The following is a 20,802-nucleotide window of genomic DNA, read 5'->3' as shown; positions in this document are numbered from 1 at the left end:
CGCTATCGTCCGGCCTCCGGCCGCGCGTCATCGGCCGCTTCGGCGGTCTCTTCACCCGTCTCTTCGCCGGCCGACGGCACGGCATCCTCGGGAAGAGTGGGCAGAACGATCCGCATGGCGTCCCGGAGGGCCTCACGCTGCTCGGCCGACATCATGCCGAAGAACGCGACCAGCGCGGCGGCGGGGTTGTCACTGCGTGACCAGGCTTCGTTCATCAGCGCGGCCGAGTACGCGGCACGGGTGGAGACCGCCGTATATCGATAAGCGCGGCCGTCCACTTCCCGGCGCACCCAGCCCTTCTGATGGAGATTGTCCATTACCGTCATGACGGTGGTGTAGGCGATGGACCGCTCCTGCTGAAGGTCCTCAAGGACTTCCCGCACGGTGACCGGACGGTTCCATTGCCAGACCCGCGTCATCACGGCGTCTTCCAGCTCTCCCAATTGACGGGGCACAGCGTCACCTTAGTGTCAGATGTCTGGAATGGCCGGTTATTTACACAACGAAAGGGCGCACGGCTCTCTCGGGAGCCGTACGCCCTTCGTACGTGCGGTGTGCGGAAATGCGGGACGGGGAGGTCAGACCCCGTCGGCGCGCGGCGTCTGGTGCGCCGCTTCCGCCCGGGTGATCGCGGCGTCCACGGCCGCGTCCTCCTTGGCCTTGTTCGGCCCGCCCTGGCTCTTGACGATCGTCACGACCAGGCCGATGAAGAAGGCGGCCATCACCACGGGCGGCACAAGCGCGGATACGTAGTCCATGGCGTCCAGAGTAGCGAGCCCTGCCGGGCCCGGTGAAAGGCCCTACCCCGCGGCGCGCTGCTGCGGTGGGGGAACCGGGCGGCGGCGGGGCGGGAAGACCTCCGAGGGCTTCGGCGCCGGGCGCTCGGAGGGCGCCGCCGGACGGGCCGGGGCCGCCGGCGTCCTCGGCTTCTCGGGCTCCGCGACCCGGCCGCCGGGCAGCGCGAGCAGCCGGCTGCGGGGTGCGGGGGCCGTCGCGGGCACCGCCCGTCCGGCGAGGCGGGCCCGCACCGAACGCTCCGCGAGCACCTGGCAGCGCTCCAGGAGCGCCGCGGCGACCGGACCGCCGCGCAGGGCGCGCAGCGCGGCCAGATCCTCGGGGCGGGGGTCGTAACCGGCGGCCAGGGCGTCCTGGAGCAGCTCCAGGTAGCCGCTGAGGGAGCCGGGGAGGGCGTTGCGGTAGCGGACGAGGTCGGCGAGGAGGAAGGCGCGCAGCCGTCCGGCCTCGCCCGCCGCCTCGTCGACGGAGCCCGCCAGCCGGAGGCAGTCCTGGACGTCCTCGTCGGGCAGGGGCGCGGGGTGGAGGGCGATGGCGAGGGCGCGTCGGAGCACTCGCAGCTCGTCCGCACTGAACGCCATACCGCCGCGTGATCCGTAGGGCGTGGGCATAGCGCGACAATACGTGCTAAATGGACAAAATCCGTTTAACTGGCCGTCGGCGGCGCGGCGGCTCCGGTGAGCCACCGCGCCGGGAACCTCCCGGTTCGGGGCCGCGCGGCTACAGGCGCGACACGTTCCGCTCGTACACCAGGCGCAGCCCGATGAGCGTCAGCCAGGGCTCGTGCTCGTCGATGACCGAGGACTCGTTCAGCACCATCGGAGCAAGGCCGCCGGTCGCGATGACGGTGACGTCGTCGGGGTCGGCCGCCAGTTCCTTCTTCATGCGTCCGACGACACCGTCGACCTGGCCGGCGAAGCCGTAGATGATGCCCGCCTGCATGGCCTCGACGGTGTTCTTCCCGATCACGCTGCGCGGCCGGGCCAGTTCGATCTTGCGCAGCTGGGCGCCCTTGACGCCGAGCGCCTCGACCGAGATCTCGATACCGGGCGCGATGACACCGCCGGTGTACTCCCCCCGGGCGGACACCGCGTCGAAGGTGGTGGCCGTGCCGAAGTCGACGACGATCGCCGGACCGCCGTACAGGTCGACGGCGGCGACCGCGTTGATGATGCGGTCCGCGCCGACCTCCTTCGGGTTGTCCATGAGGATCGGCACGCCGGTCTTGATGCCCGGCTCGACGAGGACGGCGGGGACGTCGCCGTAGTAGCGGCGGGTCACCTCGCGCAGCTCGTGCAGGACGGCCGGGACGGTGGAGCAGATGGCGATGCCCTCGATGCCGTCGCCCAGCTCCATGCCCAGCAGCGGGTGCATGCCCATCAGGCCCTGGAGGAGGACCGCGAGCTCGTCCGCGGTGCGCCGTGCGTCGGTGGAGATCCGCCAGTGCTCGACGATCTCCTCACCGTCGAACAGGCCGAGGACCGTGTGGGTGTTGCCGACGTCGATGGTGAGCAGCATCAGGCGCCGGCCCCGTCGGAGTCGCGGAAGTCCAGGCCGATGTCGAGGATCGGCGAGGAGTGGGTCAGCGCGCCGACCGCCAGGTAGTCCACGCCCGCGTCCGCGTACGCGCGGGCGGAGTCCAGGGACAGCCGGCCCGAGGACTCCAGGACCGCGCGGCCGCCGACGAGCGCGACGGCCTCGGCGGTCTGCGACGGGGTGAAGTTGTCCAGCAGGATCAGGTCGGCTCCCGCGTCCAGGACCTCGGTGACCTGCTGCATCGTGTCGACCTCGACCTCGATCGCGAGGTCCGGGAACTCGTCCCTGACCCGCTTGAAGGCCTCGGCGACGCCGCCCGCCGCGATCACGTGGTTGTCCTTGACCAGCGCGGCGTCGGACAGCGACATCCGGTGGTTGACGCCGCCGCCGCAGCGCACCGCGTACTTCTCCAGGGCGCGCAGGCCGGGCGTCGTCTTGCGGGTGTCACGGACCTTGGCCCTGGTGCCCTCCAGCACATCGGCCCAGGCACGGGTGGCGGTCGCGATGCCGGAGAGCCGGCACAGCAGGTTGAGCGCGCTGCGCTCGCCGGTCAGCAGGTCGCGGGTGCGGGTGGTGACCGTCAGCAGCTTCTGCCCGGGGGCGACACGGTCGCCGTCCTCGACGTGCCGCTCGACCTCGAACTCGTCCGTGCAGACGATGGACAGCACGGCCTCGGCGACGCGCAGACCGGCCACGACGCCCGCCTCACGGGCGGTGAAGTCGCCGGTGGCCACCGCGTCCTCGGGGACGGTGGCGACGGTCGTGACGTCCACCCCGCCGTCGAGGTCCTCCTCGATGGCGACGTGCGCGACGTCCTCGACGGTGACCGGGTCCAGGCCCGCCGCGGCCAGGAGCTGGGCGAGCGCGGGGTCCAGTCCGCACTCCAGCGCGTCCAGGTCGTAGCCGTCCTCCCCGCCGCAGCCGCAGCCGTCACCGCAGCCGCCCGCGGCAGGTGCGGGCGCGCCGATCTGGATCAGCGGTACGTCCACGGGTGTGGGGCGCGGATTCTCTTCGGGCGTGCTCACGGTTACGGCTCCTCGGGAGTGGGGTGGGTGGTGCCTGTTGCTGCGCAGTCTGCTGCCCCGGACGGCTGTACGGGCCCGAACGCCTCGGTATCCGTCCGACGGAGGACCAGCTGCCGGTCCGGGGTGAGCCGCACGACGAGATGGCGGCGCCAGTTCTCGTCGTCGCGCTCGGGCCGGTCCTTGCGCCAGTGGCAGCCGCGGGTCTCCTCGCGCTGCCGGGCGGCGGCGACCAGGACCCGGGAGACCAGGAGCAGGTTGGTGACCTCCCAGGCGTCGACGCCGGGCACCGCGGCCTTCGGGTCGGCCGCCCCGGCCCGCAGGGCCGCGCTGCGGTGCAGGTCCTCCAGCTCGTCCGCCGCGGTGACGAGGCTGTCCGCCGAGCGCAGGACACCGGCGCCGCGGGTCATGATGCGCTGGATCGTGGTCCGCGCCTCGGGGGCCATGAGCGGGGAGGGCGCGGGGTCCGTGCTGACGGCCTCGCCCGCGCGGGGCCGCTCCTCGACGATGTCCGCCGCGATGCGCTCGGCGAAGACGAGCCCTTCCAGGAGCGAGTTGGACGCCAGCCGGTTCGCGCCGTGCACCCCGGTGCACGCGACCTCGCCGCAGGCGTACAGGCCGGGCACGGTGGTGCGGCCCCGCAGGTCGGTACGGACGCCACCGGATGCGTGGTGCGCGGCCGGGGCGATCGGTATCGCCTCGGTGACCGGGTCGATGCCGTGGGCCCGGCAGGCGGCCAGGATCGTGGGGAAGCGCTGCTCCCACATCTCGGCGCCGAAGTGGCGGGCGTCGAGGTACATGTGCTCGGTGCCGTGCAGCTGCATCTGGCGGGTGATGGCCTTGGCGACGATGTCGCGCGGGGCCAGCTCCGCCAGTTCGTGCTGCCCGACCATGAACCGCGTCCCGTGCGCGTCGACGAGGTGGGCGCCCTCGCCCCGTACCGCTTCCGAGACGAGCGGCTGCTGGCCCTCGGCGCCGCTGCCGAGGAAGAGGACCGTGGGGTGGAACTGGACGAATTCGAGGTCCGAGACCTCCGCGCCGGCCCGCAGCGCGAGCGCCACCCCGTCGCCGGTGGAGACCGGCGGGTTGGTGGTGGCGGAGAAGACCTGGCCCATGCCACCGGTGGCGAGGACCACCGCGGGGGCGTTGACCGCGCCGACGCCGTCGTGCTGGCCCTCGCCCATGACGTGCAGGGTGACGCCCGCGGTACGGCCCTCGGCGTCGGTGAGGAGGTCGAGCACGAGGGCGTTCTCGACGGTGTGCAGGGCGGCCTCGCGGACCGCTTCGACCAGGGCGCGGGAGATCTCCGCACCGGTCGCGTCGCCGCCCGCGTGGGCGATGCGGCGGCGGTGGTGGCCGCCCTCGCGGGTCAGCGCGATGTCGCCGTCGTCCGTGGTGTCGAAGTGGGCACCGGTGCCGATGAGCCGGCGCACCGCGTCGGGTCCCTCGGTGACCAGGGTGCGCACCGCCGCCTCGTCGCAGAGGCCCGCACCGGCGACCAGGGTGTCGTCCAGGTGCTGCTCGGGGGTGTCGCCCTCGCCGAGCGCGGCAGCGACGCCGCCCTGGGCCCAGCGGGTGGAGCCGTCGTCGAGGCGGGCCTTGGTGACGACGACGGTGGCGAGGCCGGCGGCGGCGCAGCGCAGCGCGGTGGTGAGTCCGGCGACGCCGGAACCGACGACCACGACATCGGCGTCGATGGACCAGCCGGGGGCGGGGGCGGTCAGCCGTATTCCGGTCACGGGGTGGCTCCGAAGGTCAGCGGGATGTTGTCGATGAGGCGGGTGGCGCCCACCCGTGCGGCGACGGCGAGGATCGCGTCGCCCGCGGTGCGGTCGTCGGGGATCTCGGTGAAGTCCGCCGGGTCCACGAGCGCCAGGTAGTCGAGGTCGAGCGGGGGCTGTGCGGACGCCGCGTCGTCCAGGATCGAGCGGGCGGCGGCGCGCACCGCGGCGGGGCCGCCGTCCGGCCGGGCGCGGGCGACGGCCTGGGCGTCGGCGGCCAGTCTGGCCTCGCCGAGCCGGGTGAGCCCGGCGGCCCGGTCCTCCGTGGCCCCGGTGGTCTGCGCGCGGGCGTGCAGCGCCTGCTGGGCGGCGAGCCGGTCCCGGGCCGCGAACAGGGCGCCGGACAGGGCGAGCGCGGTGTGGCGCTCGTGCGGGTCGAGGAAACGGTTGCGGCTGGAGAGCGCGAGCCCGTCCGGCTCCCGGGCCGTCTCCACGCCCACGATCTCCACCGGGAAGTTCAGATCGCGCACCATGCGGCGGATCAGCGCCAGCTGCTGGGCGTCCTTCTGCCCGAAGAAGGCGACGTCGGGACGGGTGAGGTGGAGCATCTTGGCGACGACGGTGAGCATCCCGTCGAAGTGCCCGGGGCGCGAGGCGCCTTCGAGGCGCTCGCCCATCGGGCCCGCCGAGATCCGCACCTGCGGCTCGCCGCCGGGGTAGACCTCGTCGACGGACGGCGCGAACACCGCGTCGGCGCCGGCCGCGCCGGCCACCGAGAGGTCCGCGTCCAGGGTGCGCGGGTAGCGGTCGAGGTCGGCCGCCTCCCCGAACTGGAGCGGGTTGACGAAGACCGTGACGACGACCTGGCCGGCCGGGCCGGCCATCGCGCGTGCGGTGTGGATCAGGGAGGCGTGGCCCTCGTGCAGGGCGCCCATCGTCATGACGACGGCCCGCTCGCCCCGGGACGCGGCGGCCGAGCCGTCCGGCTCCGTGCCGGGGGCGTACGTCGCCAGCTCGGCCGCGGTGCGGAGCAGGGTGGCGGCGGATTCGGTCATCGGGACTCCTCCGGTCCGGTGCCGGTGCTTCCGGCGGTGCCCGGGTCCGCGGAGCCGTCGGCCAGGACGCCGAGCAGGTCCTCTGCGAACTCCGGCTTGAGCATGCCGTGGGCGAGGGCGCGGTCGGCGGTGGCGCGGGCCATCGCGACGTAACCGGCCACCGTCTGCGGGGCGTGCGCGCGCAGCTCCCCGATGTGCGCGGCGACCGTGCCGGCGTCGCCGCGGGCGACCGGGCCGGTCAGCGCGGCGTCACCGGAGCGCAGGGCGTTGTCGAGCGCGGCGCCGAGCAGCGGGCCGAGCATCCGGTCGGGGGCGGCGACCCCCGCCGTGCGCAGCAGCTCCATGGACTGGGCGACCAGGGTGACCAGGTGGTTCGCGCCGAGGGCGAGGGCGGCGTGGTAGAGCGGGCGGGACTCCTCGGCGATCCACTCGGGCTCGCCGCCCATCTCGATGACCAGGGCCTCCGCGGCGAGCCTCAGCGGCTCGGGGGCGGTGACCCCGAAGGAGCAGCCGGCCAGCCGCTGGATGTCCACGGAGGTGCCGGTGAAGGTCATCGCGGGGTGCAGGGCGAGCGGGAGGGCGCCGGCCCGCAGCGCGGGGTCGAGCACCTTCGTCCCGTACCGCCCCGAGGTATGGACGATCAGCTGGCCGGGGCGGACCGCACCGGTCTCGGCGAGGCCCTCGACGAGCCCCGGCAGGGCGTCGTCGGGCACCGTCAGCAGCACCAGTTCGGCGCGCGCCAGGACCTCGGCGGGCGTTACGAGGGGGACGTCGGGAAGCAGGGCCGCGGCGCGGCGCACCGAGGCGTCGGAGACGCCCGACACGGCGACCGGGCGGTGCCCGGCGAGGGCGAGCGAGGCGGCGAGGGCGGGGCCGACACGGCCCGCTCCCACGACGCCGACGGTGAGCCGGGCGGGTCGGTCCCTCGCGTCGAGGGGCTCCTTGGGGGCTGTTGCATTCACGCGGCAGTGGCCTTCCGTTCCAGTCCGCGGGGGGTACCGGACGACTTCTCTGCATGCTACGCCAGCGTTTCGCCCGGGCTTCCGGCTGTCCACAGGCTGTGGGAAACCCCCCGGGGGCGCCCGTAACCCGATGGGCAGGCACTGCGTTCTGCGTGATGATCGTCCCATGGCAGACGAATACGAGCAGGTGCGCGACGAGGCGGCGGACGGGGCCCGGCTCCCGGGCGGACACCGGGACGAGGACGAGGACCGGCAGCGGCTGCGCCGCATCACCGCGTGGCGCCAGGCCGAGCGGATCCTGTCCCGGCCGCCGGTGGACCGGTCGCTCGGCGAGCAGCTGGCGTCCCTGACCGCGGGCGCGGCCACGGTCACCGATCTCGACCGGCCCGCCGACATCTACGGCGACGGCGTCGTCGCCGAGCTGGAGGAGCGGATCGCCGCGCTGCTGGGCACCGAGGCCGCCGTGTTCTTCCCCACCGGGACGATGGCGCAGCAGGTCGCGCTGCGCTGCTGGGCCGGACGCACCGGCAACCCGACGGTGGCCCTGCACCCCCTCGCCCACCCCGAGGTGCACGAGCGCGGTGCCCTGTCGGCCGTCAGCGGGCTGCGCACGGTCCACCCGACGTCCGAGCGGCGGCTGCCCACGGCGGACGAGATCCGCGACTTCGCCGAGCCGTTCGGCACCCTGATGCTGGAGCTGCCGCTGCGCGACGCGGGCTTCGTCCTGCCCACGTGGGAGGAGCTGGAGGCGGTGGTGGCGGCCGCCCGGGAGCGCGACGCGGTGGTGCACTTCGACGGGGCGCGGCTGTGGGAGTGCGTGCCCCGGTTCGGGCGCGGACTGCCGGAGATCGCCGGGCTCGCGGACAGTGTGTACGTGTCGTTCTACAAGACCCTCGGCGGGATCTCCGGGGCGGCGCTCGCCGGTTCCGCCTCGCTGGCCGAGGAGGCCCGCACCTGGCGGCACCGGTACGGCGGCCAGCTGTTCCAGCAGTTCCCGGCGGCGCTCGCCGCGCTGATCGGCCTGGACCGGGAGCTGCCGAAGCTGCCGTCGTACGTGGCGCAGGCGAAGGTGGTCGCCGCGGCGCTGGCCGAGGAGTTCGAGCGGTCCGGCGCCCCGTGGTCCCGGGTGCATCCGGAGCCGCCGCACACCCATCAGTTCCAGGTCTGGCTGCCGTACCCGGCGCAGGTGCTGGACGAGGCGTCCGTGCGGCAGGCGGAGGAGACGGGCGTGGCGCTGTTCCGCAAGTGGTACCCGGCCCCCGCGGGACCGCCCGAGCTGTCGTTCACGGAGGTCACGGTGTCGGAGGCGGCGCTGGAGTGGACGGCGGCGGACGTCCGTACCGCGGCGGCGGACTTCGTGAAGCGGGTGACCGCACAGGGCTGAGCCCCCGCGCCCGGCCCCCGATTGACGGCTGCCGTCAATCGGGGGCCGGGCCGTCGCGCCGACCCCTCACCATGGAGGGGTGAGCGTGACCATCGACATCGCGGGCCTCGGCCCCGGGAGCATCGTCTTCGAGACCTCCCCCCTCGCCGAGCTGGGACTGGCCCTGCACGCGCTCTCCGAGCCCGGGCACCATCCGGGTCTGCACGGCTGGGCGACGGCCACCACCACGGCGCTGGAGCCCGATCTGGCCGACCGGCTGCACGAGGCCGACTTCCTGTGGCGGAACACGTTCTCGGACGTCTTCATGCCGTTCGCGGGGGTCCGTGGCGGCAACGGCAGGACGGGCGCCGACCTGGCCGAGGACCTGGACATCCTGGACCGGCTGGACGACGAGCGGTTCGTCTCCGCCGCCCTGGAGTTCACCTGCGCCAGTCTCTACGGGGCCGGGGCACCCTCGCCCCTCGTCGATCCCGGCATGCGCGCCCGGGCCCTGGACATGGCGGCGGCGCGCGGCCCGCAGCAGACGGAGTTCACCCAGCAGCTGCTGGCCGACCCCGCCTCCGTGCGCCGCTGGATCCGCCGCCTGTTCGAGGACTGCGACCAGGCGTTCTTCGCGGACACCTGGCGGCGGATCCGCGTCCAGCTGGTGGCCGACGCCCGGCACAAGACGGATCTGCTGCGCCACAAGGGGATCGGTGAGGCGATGGGCGCGGTCTCCACCGCGCTCGCCGTCGACGACGACGGGAAGCGGGTCAGCGTCGACAAGCTGACCGAGGGCTCGACCGACGCGACCGACCCGGCCGTCGGCCCCGGACTCACCCTCATCCCGACCAGCTTCGGCTGGCCGCATCTGATGGTGCTGCACGCCCCCGGCTGGCGCCCGGTGATCCACTACCCGGTGCACCGCCCCGAGCTCCCCTCCCCCGCCTCCGTCGAGCTGCTCCAGCTGAGGATGGAGGCGCTGGCCCACCCGATGCGGATGCGGCTGTGCCGCAACATCGCGCGCTCGCCGTACACGACGGGGGAACTCGCCGACTCCAACGGGATCACGTCCCCCGAGGTCTCCCGCCATCTGTCGGTGCTCAAGAAGGCCGGCCTGGTCACGACCCGGCGCCGCGGCCGGTACGTACTGCACCAGCTGGACCTGACCGTGGTGGCGCGGCTCGGCAGCGACTTCCTGGAGGGAATCCTGCGCTGAGGCGGGGTGGTGCAGGGCGCCCGTCTCAGTCGAACCGGATGTGCCGGATGCCCGTCCAGGCCCGCCGCACCCGGTGCCGCAGCGCGCTGTCCGTGTCCGGCAGCAGGGTGAGCCCCGCCGATCCGGCGATCCGGTCGGCGACCCGCGGGACCGTCACCCGGTCGGTACGGATGTGCTCGGCGAACTCCGGGGCCGCGAGCCGCTCCAGGCAGTGGTCCAGCTTCGCCACGGCGAAGCTCTCGCGCTTCAGCCCGCGCCCCAGTCCGCGTTCGCGCAGCCGCCGCAGCACCGTCTCGCGCTCGGCGAGGAGGGCGAAGTGGTGCACGGTGTGCCCGTCCTCGCGCAGCCGTCCGATGATCTCCGCGAAGTAGCCGGGGTCGACCAGGGTCATCGGGGCGATCACCGTGCCGGGATGCCCGTCGAGAGCGAGAGCGAGCATGTCGTGCACGCCTTGCCGCCAGGCCGGCAGATCCTGGAAGTCACCGCGCAGCGCGGGCGGCAGCATCCGGTGCAGACCGAAGCCGACGCGCTCCGGATCGCAGACCACGCTGCCCGGCAGCCGGCGTTGCAGCTCGTACGCCGTCTGTGTTCTGCCGTATCGCCACCGCCGAACGGCCCGTTGATCCACACCAGCCCGGCCACCGCTCAGCCCGTCCCGCCGCCGGCGCGCACCAGCCCGGTCTCGTACGCGAGGACGACGACCTGCACGCGGTCGCGCAGGCCCAGCTTGGTCAGGATGCGGCCGACGTGCGTCTTCACGGTCGCCTCGGAGAGCACCAGGCGCCCCGCGATCTCCCCGTTCGACAGGCCCTGGGCGACCAGCAGCATCACCTCGCGTTCGCGTTCGGTGAGCTTGGCGACGTCCTTGTGCTGGGGTTCGGCCGTACCGCTGGGCAGCAGCGGCGAGAAGCGGTCGAGCAGCCGGCGGGTGGTGGACGGGGCGACGACCGCGTCACCGCTGTGCACGGAACGGATCGCGGCGAGCAGTTCGCCCGGCGGCACGTCCTTGAGCATGAAGCCGCTGGCCCCGGCCTTCAGCCCGGAGAAGGCGTACTCGTCGAGGTCGAACGTCGTCAGGATGAGCACCTTGGGCGCATCGGGCTGCGCGCAGATGCGGCGGGTGGCCTCGACGCCGTCCAGCCTCGGCATGCGCACATCCATCAGCACCACGTCGACGGCGGTGGAACGGAGGTTCTCGATCGCCTCCGCGCCGTCGCCCGCCTCGGCGACGACCTCCATGTCCGGCTGCGCGGCGAGCACCATCCGGAAGCCGGTGCGCAGCAGCACCTGGTCGTCGACGAGCATCACGCGGATCGCCATGGGGTCCCTGTCTCCTGTTCGTTCTGCGGTCGGGTCGGTCGATGGGGCGGCCGCACGGCGTGCGCGGCCTAGCCGGCGGCCTTGAGCGGCAGCAGTGCGCTGATCCGGAATCCGCCGCCGGGCCGCGGTCCGGCGTCCAGCGTGCCGCCGACCATGCCGACCCGTTCGCGCATACCGATCATGCCGTGGCCCGCGCCGTCGGCGCCGCCGTCCTCGTACAGTTCGTGCGCCGCGCCGCGGCCGTCGTCCTCCACCAGCAGGCCGAGCCCGTCGTCGAAGTAGACCAGCCGCACGCTGGCCCCCGCGTTCGGACCGCCGTGCTTGCGGGTGTTGGTCAGGGCCTCCTGCACGATGCGGTACGCCGTCAGCTCGACGCCGCTGGGCAGCGGGCGCGGGGTGCCCTCGATCTTGAAGTCGACGGCCAGACCGGCCGTCCGGACCTGGTCGATCAGGTCCTCGATCTGGTCGACGTCGGGCTGCGGGACGTACTCCCCGCTCTCCCGGGTGTCCCCCGTGCGCAGCACACCGAGCAGCCGCCGCATCTCCGCGAGCGCCTGCCTGCCGGTGCTGGAGATGGTCTCCAGCGCCTGCCGGGCCTGGTCGGGGGCCGCGTCCAGCACGTAGGCGGCGCCGTCGGCCTGCACCACCATCACGGAGACGTTGTGCGCGACGACATCGTGGAGTTCGCGGGCGATACGGGCCCGCTCGGCGGCCACCGCGACCTTCGACTGGGCCTCGCGCTCCCGCTCCAGCCGGGCCGCGCGCTCCTCCAGCTGGTCGAAGTAGGCCCGTCGGGTCCGCATCGAGTCACCGAGCACCCAGGCCAGCACGAACGGCACCGTCATCACGACGACGACGAACACCGACTCCACCCAGCCGCGCGGCGACTCGTCCGGCCAGCGCAGCTGGGAGAGACCCGCCGCAACCAGACTGCAGGCCAGGGCGAGCCGGGACGCCCAGCGCTCCCCGACGGTGGCCACGGTGAAGGTGATCACCAGCATGGCGAAGTTGGCGACGGTCGGGCGGACCCCGAACGCCAGCTGGACGACGCCCATCCCGATGGCGAGCAGCAGCATCTTCTCGGGTGCCCGGCGGCGCAGCGCCACGACGGCGCAGAGACCGAGGACGACCGGCACGACCGCGATGCGCTCGGCGCCGCCGCCGCGGCCGGCATCGCCCACGACGATGGTCATGCCGGAGAGCCCGAGGAGGAAGACCGCCCAGAAGCAGTCGACGCCCGTCGGGTGTCTGCGGATGAAATCGTAGAGGCGCTGCACGTAACCCAGCGTAGGGAAAGGCAAGGGGTGCGTGGGTCAGCCGAAGGGCCGATCCAGGTCCGGAGACCGTACTCCCCAAGGTGGAGACTTGGGAACGTGACGGATGACTGGCGTGGGTGGCAGGAGGCGGCAGAGACCGCTTTGTACGGGGACGAGGGGTTCTACCGGAGCCAGGAAGGGCCCGCGGGACACTTCCGCACCTCCGTGCACGCCTCCCCCCTGTTCGCCGCGGCCGTCGCCCGGCTGCTGGTGCGGACGGCCGCCGGACTCGGGACCGCCGATGTGGACCTGGTGGACGTCGGGGCGGGGCGCGGAGAGCTGTTGGCCGGGGTGCTCGCGGCACTGCCTGCCGAGGGCGGCGAGCACCTCACGGTACGGGCGTACGGCGTGGAGATCGCGGCCCGCCCGCCCGGCCTGGACCCACGGGTGGAGTGGTGCGCGCGGCCGCCGCGGGGCGTGCGGGGGCTGCTGTTCGCCAACGAGTGGCTGGACAACGTGCCGCTGCCGGTCGCCGAGACGGATCAGGACGGCGTCGAGCGGTACGTCCAGGTGCGGACGGCGGACGGGGCGGAGCGGCTGGGCGAGCCGGTGAGCGGGGCCGACCTGCGGTGGCTGCGCCGCTGGTGGCCGTCGGCGGGGCCGGGCTGCCGGGCGGAGATCGGCCGCCCGCGCGACGAGGCGTGGGCGGCCGCGGTGTCCACGCTGGCCGGCGGGCTCGCGGTGGCGGTGGACTACTGCCACGTACGGGAGGAGCGGCCGCCGTTCGGCACGCTGACCGGTTTCCGGGCCGGGCGCGAGGTGCCGCCGGTGCCGGACGGCAGCTGCGACCTCACCGCGCACGTGGCGCTGGACGCGTGCGCGGCGGCGGGCGGACCGGACGCGGAGATCCGCACCCAGCGCGAGGCGCTGCGGGAGCTGGGCGTGGCCGGTGAACGCCCGCCGCTGTCCCTGGCGTCGACGGACCCGGCCCGCTACGTGCGCGCGCTGGCATCGGCGGGCGAGGCGGCTGAACTCACGGCCCGGGGCGGCCTGGGCGACTTCGGCTGGCTGACGCATCGGGTGCCGCTCCCGCCCGGGGGCGTATCCGGCCCCGCCGGCGTTTGAGGCCGGGGTCCGGGGCGGAGCCCCGGGAAGCCGGGCCGCAGGCAATACTGTCGGCATGACGGAGACCACGGTCGGCATCGGCGGCGCAGCGGAAAGCACCGACATGGTGCTCAACATCGGCCCCCAGCACCCCTCCACGCACGGCGTGCTCCGTCTGCGCATCGTCCTGGACGGCGAACGCATCCAGCACGCCGAACCGGTCATCGGCTACATGCACCGCGGCGCGGAGAAGCTCTTCGAGGCCCGCGACTACCGGCAGATCGTGATGCTCGCCAACCGCCACGACTGGCTGTCGGCGTTCTCCAACGAACTGGGCGTCGTGATGGCCGTCGAGCGCATGCTCGCCATGGAGGTCCCGGAGCGCGCGGTCTGGACCCGTACCCTGCTCGCCGAGCTGAACCGGGTCCTCAACCACCTGATGTTCCTCGGCTCGTACCCGCTGGAACTCGGCGGGATCACCCCGGTGTTCTACGCGTTCCGGGAGCGCGAGGAGCTCCAGGCCGTGATGGAGGAGGTCTCCGGCGGCCGGATGCACTACATGTTCAACCGGGTCGGCGGGCTCAAGGAGGACCTCCCGGCGGGCTGGCTCGGCCGTGCCCGGGACGCCGTCGCCTCCGTACGGTCCCGGATGGACGTCTACGACAAGCTGGTGCTCGGCAACGAGATCTTCCGCGGCCGGACCCGCGGGGTGGGCGTCCTGTCGGCCGAGGCGGTGCACGCGTACGGGGTGTCCGGGCCGATCGCCCGCGCCTCGGGCGTCGACTTCGACCTGCGGCGCGACGAGCCGTATCTCGCGTACGGGGAGCTGCGGGACACCCTGAAGGTCGTCACACGGACCGAGGGCGACTGCCTGGCCCGGTTCGAATGCCTGCTGGACCAGACGCACAACGCCCTGGACCTGGCGGACGCCTGCCTGGACCGGATGGCCGACCTGGCGCCCGGTCCGATCAACCAGCGGCTGCCCAAGGTCCTGAAGGCCCCCGAGGGCCACACCTACGCCTGGACCGAGAACCCGCTCGGGGTCAACGGCTACTACCTGGTGTCCAAGGGCGAGAAGACCCCGTACCGGCTGAAGCTGCGCTCCGCCTCGTTCAACAACATCCAGGCGCTCACCGAACTGCTGCCGGGCACGCTCGTCGCCGACATGGTGGCGATTCTCGGTTCGCTGTTCTTCGTCGTCGGCGACATCGACAAGTAGGGCGGCCTCGGCGCGCGGCCGGCCCGCCGAGGATCCGCTAGGAGATCGCGCTGCGCAGCTCCGCCACGTCCAGCTGCTCGGTCTCGTCGTGCGCGGTCAGGTCGATGACCTTGCCGACGGCCCGGTTCTCGGCCGTGCCCGTGCGGTGCGCGGCCAGCGCCTCCTCGCCCACCACGTCGGCGAGGTCCTCGTTCTGTACGGACTCGATCGCGGCGTGCGCCTTCTGCGTACCGAAGAAGTCGAAGCTGCCCTGCGGCACCAGATGACGGCGGGACGCCGCGTACGGCACGACCGCGCTGGCGGCCTGCACCGGGCGCGGGGCGGGCAGCGCCCGGTCCGGCCGGGCCGCGGGCAGGGCGGACTGCGGGCGGCGGTGCTGCTCGGCACCCGGCCGGCCGGTGGATCCGTGCGGGTCCGCGGCCGCCGCGTGCTTCCCCTGCGGCTCCTCCGCCTCCTTGGCGCGTTCGGCGAGATCGCGCTTCCTGGCCGGCTCTGTGGTGCGCCGCGCCTCCTGGAGCGCCCCGTTGCGCGAGAGGTCCTCCAGCGCCTGGGCGGCCCGCAGATAGGCGGAAGGGGTGGGGGTGCTGCGGGCGGCGGGCAGTTCGCGGGGCGGCGCGGCCGCCTCCAGTGCGAGCTGCCGGCGGCTCTCCAGCACGCTGGCGCGCTGGGTCTCGGCGGTGGCGTACCGCCGCAGCAGCGCGGCGTGCTCGCCCCGCAGCCCGGCGAGCTCCACACGCTTGCGGCGCAGCTTCGTCTCCAGGCGGGCACGCAGCTCGCGCGACTCCTCCAGATCCGCTTCCAGTTCCGCCACGCGCTCCTCGGCGCGCCATTCGTCACTGGCGCGGGCGCGCGTCAGTTCCGCGACGCGACGGCCCGCCTCCCGGTCCCAGCTGCGCATCAGATACGCGCCGGTGACGGCGGCGGCGGCCGCGGCGGCGGCCAGTCCGCGCAGGACCAGCGGCTCGGCGAGCAGCCAGGCTCCCGCGGCACAGAGGACCGAGGCCCCGGCGACGGCCGAAGGCGGAAGGATTCTGTGCAGAGGTGGCGAATGGCGATGGCGTCCACGTGGCATGGCCTGAAATTTACCGTGCGTACGGGCCGCTTGGGGGGCCGCCCGGCAATCTGTTCCCCGGCAGTTACCTGACGGCCCCTGAATCACTCATTCCGGCCTTGCGTTCCGGTCCTGCGTTCCGGTCCGCGTTCCGGTCGCGGGCTACTTCTTGATCAGGCCCTTCGACTGAAGGTATTCCTTCGCCACATCGGCGGGCTTGGCGCGCTCGGCGTCGACCTTGCGGTTCAGCTCCGCCAGATCCTGCGTGGTGAGTGCGGAGGTGAGCTTGCCGAGAGCGTCGGCGATGTCCTGGGCGCCGGCGTCCTTGGCATTCAGGACGGGCAGCACGTTGTCCGCGTTCTGGAGCTTCTTGTCGTCCTCCAGGAAGACCAGGCCGAAGGTGTCCAGGACCGCGTCCGTGGTGGTGGTGAGAACCAGCTGGTCCTTCCCGTCCTTGACGGCCTGCTTGGACTGCGGGGTGCCGACTCCCTTGGGGTCGATGCCCGTGACGTCGATGCCGTACGTCTTCTTCAGTCCGGGTGCGCAGAACGGCCGCACCTCGCACTCGTCGCCCGCCGCGATCTTCACCTTGATCTTGGCGGCGCCGAGATCCGAAAGGGTCTTGAGCTTGTTCTTGTCGGCGAATTCCTTGGTGACCGCGAAGGCGTTCTGGTCGACGGCCTGGCCGGCCGGCAGCACCTTCAGCCCGCGCGGAGTGGCGAGCTTCTCCAGGGCGGCGACCGTGGCCGCGGTGTCACCCGATGCGACCGGCTTCGACTCGGCGGCCTTCGCCCCGTTCACCTTGGCGTTGAGGAATTCCGCGATCGTCGCCGCGTATTCGGGGACGACGTCGATCTCGCCCTTCTCCAGCGACGGTTCGTAGAGTTCGCGGTTCTTCACGGTGGTGACCGACGTGCTGTATCCGGCGTCGGAGAGCACTCCGGCGTACAGCTCCGCGAGCACCTTGGACTCGGTGAAGGCCGCGGCGCCGACGACGAGCGAGCCCTTCTTCCCGGAGCCCTTGTCCGTGTCGGACGCGGATCCGCCCTTGTCCTTCTCCAGGCTGTCGCCACCGCAGGCGGCGAGCGAGCCCGCGAGCGCGACGATGCCGATGACCGCGCCGGCTATGCGCGAGGTCCTGCTCATGTTGTTCTCCGTCCACGGCAACGAGGCCATATGCGATAAGCGTTGTGGGTTGTCGGGTGGGTGGCCGGGCGCTCAGGCCGTCCGGCGGCGGCGCAGCGGTGACAGCAGCCGGTCGACGGCGACCAGCGCCGCCTCCACCAGCAGGGCGAGCACGGCGACCAGGAGGGCGCCCGCGACCACCTGCGGGGTGTTGTACGTGTTGAAGCCGGCGGTGATGATCCGGCCGAGGCCGCCCTGTCCGACCATCGCGGCGATCGTCGCGGTGGCCACGACCTGAACCGCGGCCGAACGCAGCCCGGTCATGATCATCGGGTAGGCCAGCGGGAGTTCGACGCGGACGAAGAGCTGCCCGCCCGACATGCCCATCCCCCGCGCGGCCTCCGCCACCGAACGGTCCACCTCCGTCATCCCGACGTAGGCGTTGGTCAGCAGCGGCGGCACGGCGAACAGCACCAGGGCGATGATCGTCGGTATGTATCCCGCGTTGCGCAGGGGCGACACCATGAAGAGGGCCAGCACCGCGAAGACGGGGATCGCCCGGCCCACGTTGGAGATGTTGACGGCCAGCGCGCCCCCCTTCCCGATGTGTCCCAGGTACAGGGCGATGGGCAGCGCGATGGCGCAGGACAGGGCGAGCGCGACCCCGCTGACGTACAGATGCTCGCCGAGCCGGTGGGCCACCCCGCTCTCCCCCGACCAGTTGGCGCCGGTGGTGAGCCAGGTCCAGGCCTCGCCGAGAACTCCCATGGTCAGACCGCCTTCGCCGTGCCGGCCGTGCTCACGGCGTCGTGGGTGGTCCGGATGCGGGTCCAGGGGGTCAGCAGCCGCTGCACGCCGAGCAGCAGCAGGTCCGCGACCACCGCGAGCAGCACACAGAGCACGGAGGCGGCCAGCACCTGGGCCTTGAAGAAGCTCGGCAGGGCGTCGTCGATGAGATTGCCCAGACCGCCCCGGCCGACGATCGACCCGACCGTCGTCAGCGCGATCGTGGACACCGTGGCGATCCGGACGCCCGCCATCAACGCGGGCATCGCGAGCGGCAGTTCGACCTCCCACAGCAGCCGGGCCGGCCCGTACCCCATGCCCCGGGCGGCCTCCTTGGCCTCCTGCGGGACCGATTCCAGGCCCGCCAGGATGTTCCGCACGAGGATGGTCAGCGAATACAGCACGAGTCCGGTGACGACGAGCGCCGCGGAGAGCCCGAACAGGGGCAGCAGCAGCGAGAACATCGCGAGCGAGGGCACGGTGTAGAGCACCGTGGTCAGCCCGAGGACCGGTCCCGCGAAGCGCCTGCTCCGGCGGGCGAGCAGCGCCAGCGGAAAGGCCACGACGACGCCGATCACCACCGAGACCACGGTGATCCAGATGTGCTGGACCGTCGCGTCGGTCAACTCCTGGCTCCGGGAGCGCAGATACTCCCCGCAGATCCAGTCGTTCGTCACCAGGCAGTTCTGTGCGGCCATCCGTCCCCTCCTCCCCGTCGCCCTCTCGTACTGATGTCCGGCGAGCCTATCCTCGACCACTGACAATCGCCGAGGCCGTTGTATTCCAGCAACATGTCCTTCACAGAACACCCTCCACAATGGGGAACCATGATCCGTTTCGAGCACGTCACCAAGCGGTATGCGGACGGCACCACCGCCGTCGACGACCTTTCCTTCGAGGTCGCCGAGGGCGAACTGGTCACGCTCGTCGGACCGTCGGGCTGCGGCAAGACGACCACCATGAAGATGGTGAACCGGCTGATCGAACCGACCGAGGGACGGATATTCCTCGACGGGGACGACATATCCGCCATCGACCCCGTCCAGCTGCGGCGCCGTATCGGCTATGTGATCCAGCAGGTCGGCCTGTTCCCGCACCGCACGGTTCTCGAGAACACCGCGACCGTCCCGCATCTCCTCGGCTGGAAACGCGGAAAGGGGCGCGCACGCGCCGCGGAACTCCTCGATCTGGTCGGACTCGATCCTTCCGTTTATGGCGACCGATATCCGGAACAGCTGTCCGGAGGTCAGCGCCAACGCGTGGGCGTGGCACGCGCATTGGCCGCGGACCCGCCGGTCCTGCTGATGGACGAGCCTTTCGGCGCGGTCGACCCGGTGGTCCGGGAACGCCTGCAGAACGAATTCCTGAGGCTTCAGGCCCAGGTCCGCAAGACCGTGCTGTTCGTCACGCACGACATCGAGGAGGCCGTCCGGCTCGGCGACCGTATCGCCGTCTACGGACAGGGCTCCATCGAGCAGTTCGACTCCCCCGCCACCGTGCTCGGCGCACCCGCCACCGGATACGTCGCGGACTTCGTGGGCGCGGACCGGGGGCTCAAACGCCTCTCGGTCACCCCGATCGAGGAGAGCGACCTCGACCGGCCGCCGGTCGTCCACCTCGACGACCCGCTGGCCAGGGCCACCGAGCGGCTGCGCGCTGACGGGGCGCGGTGGGCCGTGGTGCTGGACGGCGACGGCCATCTGCACGGCTGGATCCCGGCCGGTGACGCGCTCGCCGCCACCAAGGGCACGGTCCGCGAACACGCCCGCCGGATGGAGGCCTGGCTGCCCGTCGGCGCCCCGCTCAAGCAGGCGTTCGCCACCATGCTCCAGCACGACGCCGGATGGATCGCGGTCATCGACGAGGAGGGCGAGGGCCGGTTCCTGGGCGTGCTCACACCGGCCCGGCTCCATGAGGCGCTGCGCCGCTCCGTCAGCGCGGACGACCGGTCCGTGCCGCGCGCCGAGGTGGCCGTGGAGAGCGTGGCGGGCGTGGCGGCGAAGACCGCGGGGCCCTGAGGCGCGCGGCAGGACGAGCGGCGCGCACCAGCCCCGCCGCCCCGGTCAGTTCTCGCTGAGCCGGCTGCTCATCCAGTCCAGGGCCGCGGGGATCTCCCGGCGCCAGGTGTTGAAGTTGTGCCCGCCGCTGGCGAGCACGATCGACGAGACCTGCGCGGGCCGCTTCACCCTGGCCACGAACTCCTGGGTTTCGGCGTAGTTGGACTCGCCGTGGCGGGACGTCGTCACCAGGAAGGACGAGTCGGGCTGCGGCCGGTTCTCCAGCGTCCACAGCAGGTCGGCGCGCTCGCGGGCCCGCCGGTCGCCGTGGAAGAGGTCTCCGGTCGTCGGGTCCTCGGCCGCCTCGTAGTACGCGGAAAGACCCGCGCTCGCCGTGAAGCGGGCCGGATGGTGCAGGCCGATCTTCAGGGCGCAGTAGCCGCCGGTCGAGTTGCCGATGATGCCCCAGTTACGGGCGTGCCGGCCCACGCGGTAGCCGGCCGAGACCGCCGGCGGCAGGTCGTCGGCGAAGAACGTCTCCGTCCGCGGACCGCCCTTTATGTCCACGCACTCGGTGTCCCTCGGCGGCGCCAGCGTCGGCCGCAGCATCACCAGGATCATCGGCTGCGCCCGCCCCGCCCGCACCCGCTCCAGGGCCGTCCGGGGGTATCCGAGCCCCTTGATGAGGTTCTCCGACGTGCCCGGGTAACCGGTCAGCACCACGACCGCGGGGAACTTCCGCCGGGCGTACGCCGGCTGGAAGTACTCCGGCGGCAGGTACACGTACGCCGAGGACTCGATCCCCGAGCGCCGCCCCGCGATCACTACCTTGTCGATCCGGCCGACCGCGGAGGGCCCCGAGCCTCCCGGCACGTCCGGCCGCTGCGTCCCCACCCGGACGATGTTCTTCGCCGCCAGCGTCCCCGCCGCGTGGTCGGTGACCACGCCCAGCTCCTGCTTCTGGCCGAACAGATCCGCCCAGGAGCCGTAGAAGAGGAACGAGTTGTTGGCCATCAGGCCGACCGAGACGAAGACCGCCACCTGCGTCCCCAGCAGCAGCCCCACCCGGCCGAACACGGCGGGGACACTTCGCCGGGCAAGCCTGGGCCAGAGCCAGATCGTGACGGCGAACAGCGCGACGGCCAGCACGATCGCCAGGATCAGCACTGCGTTACCGGTAAGGCCCATGGCGGTTGAACTTTCTTGTCAGGAAATTTCCGGGTGCCGGGTGAACCCGTGGCCCGGAAGCCTCGTCCTAGAGGTCGCACATC

20 protein-coding genes and 1 pseudogene are annotated in these 20,802 nt (G+C 72.7%); 5 read left to right on the top strand and 16 right to left on the bottom strand.

Annotated features, from left to right (window positions below; genetic code table 11):
• Positions 1 to 2: 2 nt before the first annotated feature.
• The 8 genes from OG521_22295 to OG521_22260 form a co-directional block, all read right to left on the bottom strand.
• Positions 3 to 455 (bottom strand): BlaI/MecI/CopY family transcriptional regulator, encoded by a 453-nt coding sequence (locus tag OG521_22295; GenBank protein ID WUW23363.1) that lies wholly within the window; start codon positions 453 to 455, stop codon positions 3 to 5.
• Positions 456 to 578: 123 nt separating this feature from the next.
• On the bottom strand, positions 579 to 758 hold the full coding sequence (locus OG521_22290; protein ID WUW23362.1) for a hypothetical protein: 180 nt from the start codon (positions 756 to 758) through the stop codon (positions 579 to 581).
• Positions 759 to 800: 42 nt separating this feature from the next.
• Positions 801 to 1,376: a hypothetical protein gene (locus tag OG521_22285; GenBank protein ID WUW26762.1), complete on the bottom strand. Its 576-nt coding sequence runs from the start codon at positions 1,374 to 1,376 to the stop codon at positions 801 to 803.
• Positions 1,377 to 1,515: 139 nt separating this feature from the next.
• Positions 1,516 to 2,313, bottom strand: coding sequence for a type III pantothenate kinase (locus OG521_22280; GenBank protein WUW23361.1), 798 nt, complete (start codon positions 2,311 to 2,313; stop codon positions 1,516 to 1,518).
• Positions 2,313 to 3,356 (bottom strand): carboxylating nicotinate-nucleotide diphosphorylase, encoded by a 1,044-nt coding sequence (gene nadC / locus OG521_22275; protein WUW23360.1) that lies wholly within the window; start codon positions 3,354 to 3,356, stop codon positions 2,313 to 2,315. Before nadC ends, OG521_22280 begins: the two co-directional genes overlap by 1 nt.
• Before the next feature lie 2 nt (positions 3,357 to 3,358).
• Positions 3,359 to 5,092, bottom strand: a complete 1,734-nt coding sequence (locus OG521_22270; GenBank protein WUW23359.1) for an L-aspartate oxidase — start codon at positions 5,090 to 5,092, stop codon at positions 3,359 to 3,361.
• A complete protein-coding gene (gene panC, locus OG521_22265) occupies positions 5,089 to 6,129 on the bottom strand; it encodes a pantoate--beta-alanine ligase (protein WUW23358.1) in 1,041 nt (346 codons plus the stop codon). Before panC ends, OG521_22270 begins: the two co-directional genes overlap by 4 nt.
• Positions 6,126 to 7,091, bottom strand: a complete 966-nt coding sequence (locus OG521_22260; GenBank protein ID WUW23357.1) for a DUF2520 domain-containing protein — start codon at positions 7,089 to 7,091, stop codon at positions 6,126 to 6,128. Before OG521_22260 ends, panC begins: the two co-directional genes overlap by 4 nt.
• Positions 7,092 to 7,257: 166 nt before the next feature.
• Between OG521_22260 and OG521_22255 the strand changes: the two genes are divergently transcribed.
• Positions 7,258 to 8,475 (top strand): beta-eliminating lyase-related protein, encoded by a 1,218-nt coding sequence (locus OG521_22255; GenBank protein ID WUW23356.1) that lies wholly within the window; start codon positions 7,258 to 7,260, stop codon positions 8,473 to 8,475.
• Positions 8,476 to 8,560: 85 nt separating this feature from the next.
• Positions 8,561 to 9,673: a DUF5937 family protein gene (locus OG521_22250; protein ID WUW23355.1), complete on the top strand. Its 1,113-nt coding sequence runs from the start codon at positions 8,561 to 8,563 to the stop codon at positions 9,671 to 9,673.
• 25 nt (positions 9,674 to 9,698) lie between these two features.
• Here OG521_22250 and OG521_22245 read toward each other — a convergent pair.
• The 3 genes and pseudogenes from OG521_22245 to OG521_22235 form a co-directional block, all read right to left on the bottom strand.
• Positions 9,699 to 10,306, bottom strand: a pseudogene (locus tag OG521_22245) (ATP-binding protein).
• A 12-nt stretch (positions 10,307 to 10,318) separates the two neighbouring features.
• On the bottom strand, positions 10,319 to 10,993 hold the full coding sequence (locus tag OG521_22240) for a response regulator transcription factor (GenBank protein WUW23354.1): 675 nt from the start codon (positions 10,991 to 10,993) through the stop codon (positions 10,319 to 10,321).
• A 68-nt stretch (positions 10,994 to 11,061) separates the two neighbouring features.
• The gene (locus OG521_22235; GenBank protein WUW23353.1) at positions 11,062 to 12,270 is read right to left on the bottom strand and encodes a sensor histidine kinase; all 1,209 of its coding nucleotides are present in this window, start codon (positions 12,268 to 12,270) and stop codon (positions 11,062 to 11,064) included.
• 96 nt (positions 12,271 to 12,366) lie between these two features.
• Between OG521_22235 and OG521_22230 the strand changes: the two genes are divergently transcribed.
• Positions 12,367 to 13,374: an SAM-dependent methyltransferase gene (locus OG521_22230; protein ID WUW23352.1), complete on the top strand. Its 1,008-nt coding sequence runs from the start codon at positions 12,367 to 12,369 to the stop codon at positions 13,372 to 13,374.
• Positions 13,375 to 13,429: 55 nt separating this feature from the next.
• Positions 13,430 to 14,572 carry an NADH-quinone oxidoreductase subunit D gene (locus tag OG521_22225; GenBank protein ID WUW23351.1) on the top strand — a complete coding sequence of 381 codons (1,143 nt, stop codon included), beginning with the start codon at positions 13,430 to 13,432 and terminating at the stop codon, positions 14,570 to 14,572.
• Between the two features lie 37 nt (positions 14,573 to 14,609).
• On the opposite strand, the gene OG521_22220 is transcribed toward OG521_22225, so the two are convergent.
• The 4 genes from OG521_22220 to OG521_22205 form a co-directional block, all read right to left on the bottom strand.
• Entirely contained in the window at positions 14,610 to 15,644 is a 1,035-nt protein-coding gene (locus OG521_22220) for a hypothetical protein (protein WUW23350.1), read from the bottom strand.
• A gap of 141 nt (positions 15,645 to 15,785) precedes the next feature.
• A complete protein-coding gene (locus tag OG521_22215; protein ID WUW23349.1) occupies positions 15,786 to 16,769 on the bottom strand; it encodes an ABC transporter substrate-binding protein in 984 nt (327 codons plus the stop codon).
• 72 nt (positions 16,770 to 16,841) lie between these two features.
• The gene (locus tag OG521_22210; protein ID WUW23348.1) at positions 16,842 to 17,516 is read right to left on the bottom strand and encodes an ABC transporter permease; all 675 of its coding nucleotides are present in this window, start codon (positions 17,514 to 17,516) and stop codon (positions 16,842 to 16,844) included.
• A gap of 2 nt (positions 17,517 to 17,518) precedes the next feature.
• The gene (locus OG521_22205; GenBank protein ID WUW23347.1) at positions 17,519 to 18,232 is read right to left on the bottom strand and encodes an ABC transporter permease; all 714 of its coding nucleotides are present in this window, start codon (positions 18,230 to 18,232) and stop codon (positions 17,519 to 17,521) included.
• A 129-nt stretch (positions 18,233 to 18,361) separates the two neighbouring features.
• Here OG521_22205 and OG521_22200 point away from each other — a divergent pair, with 129 nt between their 5' ends.
• Positions 18,362 to 19,552, top strand: coding sequence for a betaine/proline/choline family ABC transporter ATP-binding protein (locus OG521_22200; protein ID WUW23346.1), 1,191 nt, complete (start codon positions 18,362 to 18,364; stop codon positions 19,550 to 19,552).
• Between the two features lie 45 nt (positions 19,553 to 19,597).
• Here the strand turns inward: OG521_22200 and OG521_22195 are convergent, their stop codons facing one another.
• On the bottom strand, positions 19,598 to 20,719 hold the full coding sequence (locus tag OG521_22195; GenBank protein WUW23345.1) for an alpha/beta hydrolase-fold protein: 1,122 nt from the start codon (positions 20,717 to 20,719) through the stop codon (positions 19,598 to 19,600).
• Between the last annotated feature and the right edge of the window lie 83 nt (positions 20,720 to 20,802).

Origin of the sequence: Streptomyces sp. NBC_01463 (assembly GCA_036227345.1) — a bacterium.
In the GTDB taxonomy this organism is placed as follows: domain Bacteria; phylum Actinomycetota; class Actinomycetes; order Streptomycetales; family Streptomycetaceae; genus Streptomyces.
Note: the sequence above shows the minus strand (reverse complement) of the source record. Positions and strands in the feature narration are given on the sequence as shown.